A 12,348-nucleotide genomic window follows, 5' to 3' on the forward strand; every position below is an offset into this window, starting at 1 on the left:
AATATATATCTCTAATGATGATGAATAGAGGAGTGACCCTATGGAGATACGACACCTGCAGAACTTCATCGCATTGGCGGAGGAGGGTAAGTTTACGACCGCCGCGCAACGCATGAACATCGTTCAATCGGGGCTGTCCGTGTCCATCAAAGAGCTCGAACAGGAGCTCGGAAGCCAACTGGTTACGCGGACGACTCGCAAAGTCTCATTGACTGCGGCTGGAGAGCTTTTCCTGGAGCATGCGCGCGGTTGTCTCGCGTTGCTGAACGATGGGGTTCAGGCGGTCCGGTCTCAGGATGGCGTCGTCAGAGGCCGTCTGCATCTCGGCATTCTGCAAAGCCTGACACCGTACGTGCAACTCGCGACCTTGCTGCAACGGTTCCACTCGTCGTACCCGGAGATCGAGTTTGCAGTTCGCGCTCTTTCTACAGAAGCAGTTCCTGCCCTGGTGCGTTCGGGGTATGTCGATCTGAGCTTTCAGGCAATCCTTGGCAAAGAGCAATGGCCTGGTGTTCAGGTCATCCCCTACGCACAAGACTCACTCGTTGCGATTTGTTCGAGCAAGCATGCGTTGGCAAGGAGCAGCAGTGTGCGACTCGAAATGCTCAGCCATGAGAGCTTTGTGGACCTCATGCCGGAGAGGGCTCTGCGGAAGCTGGTGGATCAGGTCTTCACCCAGCACCATTTGCTGAGAACGAGCGTATATGAGGTGAGCGATATTGAGACGCAACTCTATTTCGTGGCTCATGGTCTTGGCGTCGCAATCGTGCCGTCAGCCCTGGCTCGTTCCTCCGCCGAGTCCCATCAGCTTCATACGTTGCGGATTCTGAGTCAGGCTCCAAAGCTTCCCAAATGGCGAATCGCCATTCTGATACGGCCGAAGCGGACCGACATTCCTGGGAAGACGACGGTTGAACTCTTTCTGGAAACACTTGCCGAACTTTCACGGATGCCGAAGTCCACTTAAGGCGGTCGGAGCCCTCCTGTTTACGGAGGGCACTTTTCTCGTTTCCTGGAATCGCACTAAACTTGCGAACAGGGAAGCGGACGCAGCACGAGGCTTGTGATATTTGATACCGTTGGCGGGTCTAGCTGAAACCTTGGATCAGCCGAGAGCTTCTTCCAATCTGGATCGGCGGAAAACTTCTCCCAATCTGCCTCAAGCGAGTTCATATCAGGAAAGCTAAGCATATAGGTAAGATTCGGCAGATTCGGTCCGACCAGTGTATCGGCGTAGAAGACTCCCGTAGCGCCGGCTTTCGCGAAAATACCGAACTCGCCGTTATGAAACATCTCCACCTTCCGAACGTGATCCATGTTTGTCGGTGACTGATATTGACGAAGGTGATAGATGCGCTTTCCCTTGGCTGCGGCGGAGGCCGGCGGAGTGACCTTCGGATATCCCGGGAACGCCCGCAACAGGGAACTCTCTATGCGAATGTAGGGTGGCGTGGCCGCAGGAGCATCCCAGAACGGCGCAGCTGACTTCATAAAGACATCGTCCTTCGCCAACTCAAGGTCGGCTGTCACTAAAGTTTCCAGCTTCGAACTTGGCATCAGCAGATAATAGGACGGGCTGTCCGGTCCGAAGTAAACAGAGAATGCACCCACTGGTCCAATGCCGAGTCGGTTCAATGCCGGAATGAGAGCATCCGCAAAAAAATCATTGGTGAGCTTTACGCCCGGTCCACTTGCCAGATGGTACCGCCGCAAATCCATGTATTCGGGCGCAGAGTTGTCCGCAGTAGAGCCTGTCTGAGAAAGTAAATCACCAGCAGTAGCAAACGTGAGGGCTGAAGCAGCGAGGGAGCTAGATAGAAAATTGCGACGATCCAATGGAGTCTCCTTGGGATTAGATAGCTTAGTCCAAACACTTTCGGGATTACCACTTAGCGGTTCCGGTCACAATGGCGGTATTGCATTCTCCGTATACTTCGCTATTTTCTGCGAGGTGTGTACTGTACTGTACGTTACACTATAAACGCAGGGTCCGGCCACTCGATAGGGACTCGAAAGCCAGAGTGGCCGGACGCCATCGGTCACATAAGATACTGCTACTAGAGGATTCAAGCTGGAGATAGACTTGAATGCTTTTGGGATGCAGTAAGGGCTTGAGATGGGGAGAGATGGATGCCTAACAAGAGGTCGCGAGGAGACGTTCGAAATAGCAAGCTTCAGAAAGTTGCGGGAGACTTGTTCCTGAAGAGCGGCTATGAAGGCGTCACCATCGACAAAATCGTCGAGCTGGCTGGCGGTTCGAAAAGTACGGTTTACAGCGAATTCGGTGGGAAGTGCGGGCTTTTCATCAGCAGTATCGAGAACCTGTGCCGAGAGGCAAATGAACCGCTCACGAAGATTGACTACTCCGGATTGAACCTTGAAGCGAGTTTGAAGAAACTCTCGTTTCAGATCCTGAAGCTCATCACCGCGAAAAAGTCCGTGGAGCTTCATCGTCTCGCCATCGGCGAGGCCGTGAACTGTCCGGAAGTAGGGGAGGCATGGTACACACACGGTCCTGCAAGAACGGCCTCCTTCATACGATCGTTGCTGGAAAGTCATAAGGACGAGTTGCGAAAGACCTCGATTCCAATCGAACGGATGGCGGTAATGCTTCACGACTCATTAACAGGGGACGTGCTCTACCGTCTGTTGGCAGGGGTTGGTAAGCACGCAAACGATGCCGAGCTCGAGCGCTTAGCTTGCGCTGCCGTCGATGTCATTCTCGGGAGCGGTAGCGTTGAGGCCGCATGACTCGACAGCAGTCAGCGTCACATTTACTGATGGCGCTGAAGTTAAGCAGATGGTGTCGGTAAATCTTGTAATAACTGCACTGTATTCGTTGCCGTAACGAATTAAAGAGGTTTGTAACGAGTGAGGCAGAGGATGCCGTCTTCGGGTGAGATGGTGATCCGACAGGGCTCATAGGATTCGACGCGAACGGTAGTATTTTCATGGATGTCGACCTGTGCGATGAGGTGTTCCCGTTTCTCGTTGGAGTAGATGGTGCAGCACCAAGAATCTCCTTTGTCTTGCCAAACCAGGCTCAGTTTGCGGTTGTCGTGATGGCGTTGTTCGATCAGGTCGCCGCTGCGGAGATTGCAGGCTAAACGTCCTAGAACTGCGGGATCGGCCATGCGTTGGTCGACGATTTCTGTTAGTTCAAGGGATGTCATGAGGCTCCTCCGTTGAGGCGGGAAGTGTACCAAAGCCTTGATCAGGCAGGAAAGTTTCGATGTTTCCTGCGGAACAATCTTGAATGTATGCGATTGGCCTGGTGGCTGAAATTCGTGTTTTTGTGGAGTTGCGGTAGTGAGAAGGGGCTTTCCTGGTTAGTGGATCAGGAGGTTGGGAACGCAGCCGAAAAGGATGACTGACGCGGCCAGCAGGACGATTACCAACTGGGTGAAGGGTGGAGTTTTCAGAGGAGCGTCGTCATCGGGATTGGTGACGTAGGCGCGTTTGAGGACCTGAAGGTAGTAGTAGAGGGAGACGGCGCTTCCGGCGATGGCGAGGATCGCGAGCCAGACGAGGCCGGGGGTAGAGATTACGGCGACGAACAGGAAGAACTTGCCGAAGAATCCGGCAAGAGGTGGGATTCCGGCCAGCGAAAGCATGAAGACGAAGAGGCAGGCCGAGAGAATGGGAGCTCGTCGGCTGAGACCATTGAAGCTGGAGAGATGGTCGCTGCCGGTTTGCTGCTCAACAACGCCGACGATGGCGAAGGCACCGATAGTTGTTAGCGCGTAAGTAGTGACGTAGTAGAGGAGCGCGGAGAGGCTTTGCGGAGTGTGCGCTACGATGGCGAGAAGCATGTAGCCGGCGTGCGCGATGGCGGAGTATGCCAGCAAGCGGCGGACGCTGGTTTGGCGGATGGCTACGAGATTGCCGAGAATCATGGACGCGGCGGCGATGAGCGCGAGGGCAGGCGTCCAGCCGGTGGCGAAGTGCATCCAGGCGGCCCCGCCGGAAGCGCCGTTGAGAGCTATCGTCATGAACTTGAAGAATATGAAGAAGCTGGCGACCTTGGAGCTGGAGGCGATGAAAGTTGCGGCTGGGATGGGCGCGGCCTGGTATACGTCGGGTGCCCAGAAGTGGAACGGAACGGCGGCCACTTTGAAGCCGAAGCCGACGAGGGTCGTGACGATGGCGATGACGACAATCGGATTGAGCGGCGCGGCGTGTATCGCGGCGGCTATCTGCGCAAAGCTGGTGGAGTTTGCGAAGCCATAGAAGAGGCTGAAACCGAAGAGCAGAAAGGCGGCGGACATGGCGCCGAACAGGAAGTATTTAAGCGCGGCTTCAGAAGAGCGCGGGTTGAGCTTGTCGAAGGCGGTGAGGATGTAGAGAGAGAGGCTGAGGAGCTCCAGGGAAAGGAAGAGAACAAGAAGATCCTCAGTTGCCACGAGGAACATCATGCCGATGGTGGCGAAGAGGATGAGAGTGACGAATTCGCCGACGTGATCGGTGAAGGTGGAGTCGCTGGAGAGCAGCAGAATAAAGATGCTCAGGACAAGAAGGATGATCTGGACGCTGTTGATGAGCGGATTAGAGAGGAAGACTCCGTTGAGGAGATTGGCTCGTTGTGGTGCATAGACGAGATGGCAGATGGCTGCTGCGCACCCAAGAGTTGCGAGCAGGGAGGCCGCGGTGAAGCGGGTTTTTGTTGCGCTGTTGCGAAGGATGAGGAGATCGACGGCAAGGACGATCACGGAAGTGATGACGATGATGACTTCGGGGAGCGCCAGATGGAGAAGGTGGGTGTAGGTCATTGCCAGCTCCCTCTGCGGATGCCGTCAAAGAGCGGCGAGTTGAGAGCCGGAACGATGAGCTTCAGGAGGATCTGCGGATAGAGACCTATGGTGACGCTGGTGGCGATGAGAAGCAGGGCGCCGAGGCGTTCGGGGAGCGTGATGGGAGGGAGTGCCTCGGTGGATGAAGTGTGGTGGTCGTTCGTGACGGCCTCTCCGTGAGTGGCATCTGCGAAGAAGGCTTTTTGCATCGCGCGCCAGACGTAGACGATGCCGATGAGGATGCCCAGGCCGACGCAGAGGGCCAGTATGGGGAAGGCACGCCATGCGCCGATGAGAATCATCAGCTCCGCTACGAAGCCGCTGAAGCCAGGAAGGCCCATGCTGGCCATACCGGCGATGACGAAGGTGATTGCCGCGAAGGGAATGGCCTTGTTGAGGTTCATCGGGCCGAGAATGTTGAGGTCGCGGGTGTGGGTGCGGTCGTAGACCATGCGTCCAACGGTGGCGAAGAGCAGGCCGGCGAGGATGCCGTGCGAAAACATCTGGATGATCGCGCCGGAGAGGCCGATCTGGTTGAGCGTCATGAGGCCCAGGAGAATGAAGCCCATGTGGCTGACGCTGGAGTAACCGATGACGAACTTGAAGTCTTTTTGCACGAGGGCGACGGATGCGCCGTAAATGATCCCGATGATGGCAAGGATGGCGAAGACATCGCGCCAGGAGCCGAGGCCGAGGATATGGAAGCCCCATGGAGAAAGGCCGAGCGGGAAGAGTGTCATGGCCACGCGGAGGCAGCCGTAAGCGCCGAGCTTCATGACGACTCCGGCGAGAAGCATGGAAGCGGCTGTGGGTGCGGCAACGTGGCCGGTGGGCGCCCATGTGTGGAACGGCCAGAGGCCGGCGAGGATGGCGAAGCCGATAAAGACCAGCGGGAAGGCCATCAACTGAAAGTGCGGTGAGAAGTGTGCTTGCGCCAGCCGGGTGAGCGACATGGTGTGGATGCCGGAGGTGACGTAAGCGGCGATGAGTCCGATGAGGACCATCGCGGAGCCGACGAAGGAGTAGAGCGCGAGTTTCATCGCGCCGTACTCCTTGCGAGTGGAACCCCAGATGGCGATGAGGAAGTACTTGGGGATGATGACGATTTCGTAGAAGACGAAGAGGAGGAAGAGGTCGTAGCTGAGGAAGACTCCGTAGACGGAGCCGATGAGGAGGAGATAGAAGGCGAAGAACTCTTTGGTGCGGTGCTCGATATTCCAGGAGAAGAGTATGCCGGCGATGGCGACGATGCCGGTGAGAAGAACTAGGCAGAGACTGATGCCGTCGGCGGCGAGATGGTACTCGATGCCCAGAGAGGGAATCCACGGGATGCGCGTGATGGTGAGCAACTCGCCGGTGCGGTGGTGGATGAAGGCGGTGAGGGCGACGGCGAAACCGGCGATGGCCGCGAGCAGCGCGAGGAGGCGCGCGGCTGCGGCGCTATTTTTCGGCAGCAGCAGTAAGAGGAGCGCTGCCAGAAACGAGATGTAGATCGTCCACGCGAGCATTGGTTAGCGGTCAGAACTTGAGTTGATTCACGAGTTGCATTGTTGTGGTGTTAAAGAATGCGATGAGAATTTGCGGATAAAGGCCAAAGGCGAACAGCAGAGCGATGGCGGGCGCCAGTGCGAGGCGCTCGCCGGTGGTGAGGTCGGCGAAGGTGGACCACTTTTCATGGAGCGGCCCCGAGAAGACTTTTTGCAGGATGCCGAGGATGAAGATCGCCGTAATCATGAGGCCGATGGCTGAGAGCGACGTGGCCCAGGTGACGAGAGGAAATGAGCCCTTGAAGATAAGGAACTCGCCGATAAAGCCATTTAGGCCGGGGAGCCCGAGCGACGAGAAGAGTGCGATGCCCATCAGCCCAGTGAAAACGGGAGCGGCTTTGCGGAGACCGCCGAAGTCGTGAAGGCCACGCAGACCTCCGCTACGCTTTTCAAGCAGTGCGATGAACCAGAAGATGGTGGCCGCCGTGAGTCCGTGGTTGAAGCTCTGGAGCAGTGTGCCGTTGATGGCGGCATATTTTTCGGCTGTGAGCGACGCATCGCCACCGATGAACTTTGCCGCGGCGAAGATTGCCAGCAGGCAGTAGCCGAGATGGTTGATGGAGGAGTAAGCGAAGATGCGCTTAAGGTCCGTCTGGGCGAGCGCGGAGTACGTCGAGAGCACAATGGTGGCGACGGCCAGCCAGAGCAAAGGCGTGAGGACGAGCTGCATCTGCGGCCAGAAGATAGGGAGCAGAACGCGAAGGAAGCCGTAGATACCCATCTTCGACATGGCGCCAGTGAGGATGGCGGTGGTGCCGCTGGGGGCTTCCGAGTAAGCGGCCGGCAGCCAGGTGTGGAACGGGATGAGCGGAACTTTTACGGCGAAACCGAGGAAGGCTCCAGCAAAGAGGAGAAGCGCGAGGTGATGCGTGAGGAAGCGGTGCGTGCCGAGTGTGGAGACGACAGCGGGCATGAGCTGATTGGCTTGGGTGAGATGCGCCAGCTCGATGAAGTCAAAGCTGTGCGTGGCGAGGAAGAGGGCAATGAAGCTGAGCAGCATGGCGATGCTGCCGACCATGGTGTAGACGAGGAACTGGGTGGCGGCGGTGGTGCGGCGCTGGCCTCCCCAGAGCTTAATGAGGAAGAAGGCGGGAATGATGCTGAGTTCCCAGAAGGTGAACCAGTGAATGAAGTTGAGTGCGGTGAATACGCCGAAGAGGCAGGATTGTAGAAGGAGAACAAGCGCGAAGTAGAGTGCGGCGCGATCTTCAATGTGCCAAGAGGCGGCGATACCGATGGGGACGACGATGGCTGAGAGCAGAAGCATGAGAAGGCCGAGGCCATCGATGGCGAGTCGGTACTCGATGCTGAGAGCGGGAATCCAGGCGTGCCGTTCTTGAAATTGCAGCGTGGTCGACGCGTGGTCGAAGTGGAGTGCGATGACGAGAGTAAGGGCCAGGGCGGCGAGGCTGAACGTGAGCGCGAGGATGCGTGCGAGCTTGGGTTTGCGCCCGGTGAGGGCCACGAGGATGGCGCCAATAACCGGGAGCGCGGTGAGGATGGAGAGGAAGGGCATTATGCTTTGGCCCTCCAGAGCAGGAGCGCGGCAGCGAGGAAGAATGCGAGGCCGACATAGCGAAGATAGCTTTGGATGCGACCACGCTGGAGGAGGGCGAGTAGCTTTGCGCTACGCGAGACGGTAGTGCAGCCTTCATCGAAGCCGGCGTTGACGAAGTGTGTGTCGACAAAGTTATCGGTGTAAGCGAGGCCGAGGACCAGGTAGGAGATGGCCTGCACGATGGAGTTGAAGAACCAGCGGTCAAGCCTGTCGGCGACGTGCGAGAGCAGGGTATTGAGACGGACGACGGTGTTGGCGTAGAACTTGTCGATGTAGAAGGCGTGATGGAGCACGGAAAATGTGTGCGGCTGGATCTGCTGCAGTGCGTCGGGTTGCTCAGCGTGCGTGATCTTGCGGCCATAGAGTATCCAGCCGAGGGCGAGGCCGATGAAGACCAAAGTGGACGACGAGAGCATGACGGGGAGAATCCCGTTGCCGCTGAAGGCGGAGAGGTTGAGCACGGCGTACTTGTCTTCCAGGAAGTCCTGGAACCATGGCCATGAAGGCGCGCCGATGAAGCCGAGAAGCATGGTGCAGGCGGCGAGAATGATGAGCGGCACGGTCATGACGGAGGGACTCTCATGCGGCGGGCCATCGTGGTGCGCGGCGGCGGAGTCGTAGTCGTCATGCAGGAAGGAGTGAGAGGGGAGCGGCTTGCGCGAAGCGGCGGCGAACACGTAGCAGATCTGGCGCGTCATGTAGAAGGCAGTGAGCAACGCGCCAATGGCTCCCATGTAAAACGGCGTGTGCGAGAGCGGCCAGTCGTAGGCGGCATGGAGGATTTCGTCTTTGCTCCAGAAGCCGGAGAAGAAGAGAGGGAAGCCGCAGAGCGCGAGCATGCCGACGGCGTAGGTGGCAAAGGTGAGTGGCATGAATCTGCGCAGGCCGCCCATGTGACGGATGTCTTGCTCGCCATTGCTGCCGTGGATGACGGAGCCTGCGCCGAGGAAGAGGAGTGCCTTGAAGAAGGCATGCGTGACGAGATGGAACATGCCTACGGGAACGCCGCCGACGCCGAGTCCCATCATCATGTAGCCGAGCTGCGAGATGGTGGAGTAGGCGAGGATGCGCTTGATGTCGAACTGCGCGACGGCGATGAGCGCGCCGAAGAGAGCGGTGAGAGCTCCGACCCAGGTGATGACCTGCAGCGCGACGGAAGGCGTGAGGACGTTGACGACCTGCGCGCTCATGAGCGGGTAGACGCGCGCGACGAGGAAGACTCCAGCCGCGACCATGGTGGCTGCGTGGATGAGAGCGCTGACGGGAGTTGGGCCTTCCATCGCGTCCGGCAGCCAGACGTGCAGGGGAAACTGGCCGGACTTTCCGGCTGCTCCGCAGAAGATGAGGATGCCAATGCCAGTGGATACCGTGAGGCCGAGGATGGTGGTGTGCGAGACGAGCGCGTTGAGGGCGGAGGGCTCGAGGCAGCCGGCGCCGTTGTCGTAGAAGAGCAGGGTGCCAGTCTGGTGATAAAGCCAGGCTATGCCGAGAAAGAGACCGATGTCGCCGATGCGCGTGACGAGGAAGGCTTTTTTTGCGGCAGCCGCGGCGGCGGGGTTCGCGTACCAGAAGCCGATGAGGAGATAGGAGGTGAGGCCGACGATCTCCCAGCACATGAAGAGAAGCAGAAGGCTGTTGGCGATGATGACGCCGAGCATGGCTCCGGCGAAGAGGGCGAGGAAGCAGAAGAAGCGCGTGAAGTTCTCGTCGTGCTCCATGTAGCCGATGCTGTAGATGAAGATGAGCAGGCCGACGAAGGTGACCATTAGAAGCATGACGACAGTGAGCGGGCTGAGGAGCCAGCCGATGCGAACCCAGTCGCTGCCGAATTGAAACCAATTGAGGTTGAAGGCTTCTTTGATGTTGTTGCCGTGACCGATGGAAAGCGTGTGCGTGAAGGCGACGACGGAGAGCAGAAACGAGACGGACATGGAGCCGATGGCGAGCGCGGCCGCGAGGCTGCCGTGAGGTCGCTTCGTGATCGCGATGGTACCGGCTGCGAGTATAGGCAGCGCGGGGATCAGCCACAGGTTGGGGAGAATCCAGGTCATTCGTTCTAAGTGTTCAGCCCTTCAGGGTGTTGATGTGGTCGAGGTCGATGGTCTTGTGGTGACGATAGACGGCGAGGATAATGCCGAGGCCTACGGCGGCTTCGGCGGCGGCGATGCTGATGGAAAAGATAGTGAAGAGGATTCCGGTGAGGGCTTCGGGATGCGGGCCGTAGCGCCAGAAGGCGATGAAGTTGAGGTTGGCGGCGTTTAGCATGAGCTCGATGCCGATGAGGACGAGGATGGCGTTGCGGCGAGTGAGCGCGCCGGCAAGGCCGATGGAGAAGAGCAACGCGGAGAGCAGAAGGTAGCCGGTGAGTGGGGTCATCTGCTGCTCCTGTTCTGTGGCATCGCGATGATGACAGCGCCGATCAGTGCGGCGGTGAGGAGCAAGCCCATGATTTCAAGCGGGAGAGCGAAGCTGTGCATGAGCGCGTCGCCGATTTGGTTGGTGGAGACGGCGGGCTGTGCGGGCGTCGGCGTAGCGATATTGCTGCGGAGGATTGCCCAGGCAAGGACTGCGAACGTGGCTCCGGCGATGACGCAGCCGGTGATCCAGAAGGAGCTGAGCGCGGGCTGCGGGTGCGGGCCGGCGCTACGGGTCATCATGATAGCGAAGACGGCGAGGATGGCGATGGCGCCGACGTAAACGAGGATCTGTGTGAAGCCGACGAACTGCGCGCCGAGAGAAAGATAGAGCAGGGCGAGGCCGACGAAGCCCAGTGTGAGTGCGAGGACGCAGTGGATGAGATTGCGCAGACCCATCGCGGCGGAGGCTCCGGCGATAGTGAGTGCGGCGAGGATGAAGAAGGTTGCGTGCATGTTGGTCGGCGAAACTTATTCGGCGAAACGGTAGGTGCGAATTTGAAGCTGTTTGCGCTGCTTGAGGTTGCGGCTTAGGAGGAAGCAGGGGATTGCGAAGATGGCGATGCAGACGAGCCAGCGCAGGATGTTGTGGGGCATCAGGTGCCAGACGGCAGCGTCGATGAGGTTAAGGAGCGTCATGGGGAGCATGAACTTCCAGGCGAAGCCCATGAGTTGGTCCATGCGCAGGCGGGGAAACGTGCCGCGGACCCAGATGAAGGCCGCAATGAAGACGAGCAGCTTGAGGAAGAACCAGAGGTAAGACGGAATCCACGTGAGGAACGAGAAGGGCGCGGACCAGCCGCCGAGGAAGAGCGTGATGGCGAGGCCGGAGGTGGCGAACATGCCGAGGTATTCGCCTAGAAAGAAGAGCGCGAACTTGAAGCCGGAGTATTCGATGTAATAGCCGGCGATGATTTCGGATTCGCCTTCCGGAAGGTCGAAGGGGGAGCGGTTGGACTCGGCGGTGGCGGCGATCATGAAGAGGATGAAACCGCAGAAGCCCCACGGCGTGAGGACGTACCAGTGCGGCAGGATGCCGATGTAGCGTGCCTGCGCGTCGACGATGGAGACGGTGGAGAGCGTGCCCGTGGCCATGATGACGACGATTGCGGAAAGAACGAGCGGGATCTCGTAGCTGATCATTTGGGCTACGGCGCGCATGGCTCCGAGGAGTGAGTATTTGCTGCGGCTGGACCATCCGGCCATGAAGACGGCGAGTTCCACCATGGACCCGATGGCGAAAAAGAAGAGAACGCCTGCGCTGAGGTTCGCGATGACCATGTTGCGGCCGATGGGAAGAACCGCGTAGGCGAGGAATGCGGCGAGGACCAGAAGCAGCGGCGCGAGGAAGTGGACGACCTGATCCGCAGTGCGCGGAATGACATCTTCCTTGGTGAGCGATTTGATGCCGTCCGCGATGGGCTGCCAGAAACCGTAGGGGCCGACGCGGTTGGGGCCGTAGCGGTTCTGCATGCGGCCCAGGCCTTTGCGCTCGAGGACGGTGGTGATCGCGAAGAGCATTGGAAAGACGACGAGGACAGGTGCGACGGAAAGGATGGCGGAAACTATGGGCTGAAAAGCGGCAGGGACATAGCCCATGATCCATGTCTTCGATAGAACGAATATCTGGTCAATCGTTTGTGTGATGGGCAGATGCGTCATTTCTCCGGTGCGCCTCCGGTTGCTGACGGCGCCGGTGGCGCGGGTGAGGCAGCAGGTTTTGGCGCCGCAGCCTTGGCTCGTGCCGCGGCGAGCGCGGCGTCGACGTCGGCGGCTTCGGTGGGATGGACCTGGTGGTAGTACTCGTTGGGCTTTGCGAGGCGCTCTTTGGTCCAAAGAAGATCGCTGAAGCGACCCGTGGCGCTAGCTTCAAAGTCGTTGTCCATCTTGATGGCGTCGAAGGGGCAGACTTCGACGCAGATCTGGCAACTCATGCAGACAGAGACATCAATGTTGAAGCGAGTCGGATAGAACTGTGGTTTGCCGACGGCGTCAGGTTTTTTGTCGGTACTCTTCTCAATGAAGATGCACTTCGGCGG

At 58.6% G+C, this 12,348-nt stretch carries 12 protein-coding genes; 2 read left to right on the forward strand and 10 right to left on the reverse strand.

Annotated elements, in window-relative coordinates; genetic code table 11:
• Positions 1-40: 40 nt before the first annotated feature.
• Positions 41-967 (forward strand): LysR family transcriptional regulator, encoded by a 927-nt coding sequence (locus tag GSQ91_RS22395; protein ID WP_158823985.1) that lies wholly within the window; start codon positions 41-43, stop codon positions 965-967.
• Positions 968-1,023: 56 nt separating this feature from the next.
• On the opposite strand, the gene GSQ91_RS22400 is transcribed toward GSQ91_RS22395, so the two are convergent.
• Positions 1,024-1,836, reverse strand: a complete 813-nt coding sequence (locus GSQ91_RS22400) for an NIPSNAP family protein (protein ID WP_158823986.1) — start codon at positions 1,834-1,836, stop codon at positions 1,024-1,026.
• A gap of 357 nt (positions 1,837-2,193) precedes the next feature.
• Here GSQ91_RS22400 and GSQ91_RS22405 point away from each other — a divergent pair, with 357 nt between their 5' ends.
• A complete protein-coding gene (locus tag GSQ91_RS22405; RefSeq protein WP_158824560.1) occupies positions 2,194-2,751 on the forward strand; it encodes a TetR/AcrR family transcriptional regulator C-terminal domain-containing protein in 558 nt (185 codons plus the stop codon).
• 101 nt (positions 2,752-2,852) lie between these two features.
• Here GSQ91_RS22405 and GSQ91_RS22410 read toward each other — a convergent pair whose 3' ends face one another.
• The 9 genes from GSQ91_RS22410 to GSQ91_RS22450 form a co-directional block, all read right to left on the reverse strand.
• Positions 2,853-3,173 carry a hypothetical protein gene (locus tag GSQ91_RS22410; protein ID WP_158823987.1) on the reverse strand — a complete coding sequence of 107 codons (321 nt, stop codon included), beginning with the start codon at positions 3,171-3,173 and terminating at the stop codon, positions 2,853-2,855.
• Positions 3,174-3,329: 156 nt separating this feature from the next.
• Positions 3,330-4,769: an NADH-quinone oxidoreductase subunit N gene (locus GSQ91_RS22415; RefSeq protein WP_158823988.1), complete on the reverse strand. Its 1,440-nt coding sequence runs from the start codon at positions 4,767-4,769 to the stop codon at positions 3,330-3,332.
• On the reverse strand, positions 4,766-6,298 hold the full coding sequence (locus GSQ91_RS22420) for a NuoM family protein (protein ID WP_158823989.1): 1,533 nt from the start codon (positions 6,296-6,298) through the stop codon (positions 4,766-4,768). Before GSQ91_RS22420 ends, GSQ91_RS22415 begins: the two co-directional genes overlap by 4 nt.
• A 10-nt stretch (positions 6,299-6,308) precedes the next feature.
• Positions 6,309-7,853, reverse strand: a complete 1,545-nt coding sequence (locus tag GSQ91_RS22425; protein WP_158823990.1) for a NuoM family protein — start codon at positions 7,851-7,853, stop codon at positions 6,309-6,311.
• On the reverse strand, positions 7,853-9,946 hold the full coding sequence (gene nuoL / locus GSQ91_RS22430) for an NADH-quinone oxidoreductase subunit L (protein ID WP_158823991.1): 2,094 nt from the start codon (positions 9,944-9,946) through the stop codon (positions 7,853-7,855). Before nuoL ends, GSQ91_RS22425 begins: the two co-directional genes overlap by 1 nt.
• A gap of 13 nt (positions 9,947-9,959) precedes the next feature.
• The gene (gene nuoK, locus GSQ91_RS22435; RefSeq protein ID WP_158823992.1) at positions 9,960-10,271 is read right to left on the reverse strand and encodes an NADH-quinone oxidoreductase subunit NuoK; all 312 of its coding nucleotides are present in this window, start codon (positions 10,269-10,271) and stop codon (positions 9,960-9,962) included.
• Complete coding sequence (locus tag GSQ91_RS22440) at positions 10,268-10,765, reverse strand: NADH-quinone oxidoreductase subunit J (RefSeq protein ID WP_158823993.1); 498 nt, start codon at positions 10,763-10,765, stop codon at positions 10,268-10,270. Before GSQ91_RS22440 ends, nuoK begins: the two co-directional genes overlap by 4 nt.
• A gap of 15 nt (positions 10,766-10,780) precedes the next feature.
• Complete coding sequence (gene nuoH, locus GSQ91_RS22445; RefSeq protein WP_174240719.1) at positions 10,781-11,971, reverse strand: NADH-quinone oxidoreductase subunit NuoH; 1,191 nt, start codon at positions 11,969-11,971, stop codon at positions 10,781-10,783.
• Positions 11,968-12,348: 4Fe-4S binding protein (locus GSQ91_RS22450; RefSeq protein WP_174240720.1), on the reverse strand; the 381-nt coding region annotated here is incomplete at its 5' end. The genes GSQ91_RS22450 and nuoH, both read right to left, overlap by 4 nt.

This window comes from Granulicella sp. S156 (assembly GCF_009766105.1).
GTDB lineage: Bacteria > Acidobacteriota > Terriglobia > Terriglobales > Acidobacteriaceae > Granulicella.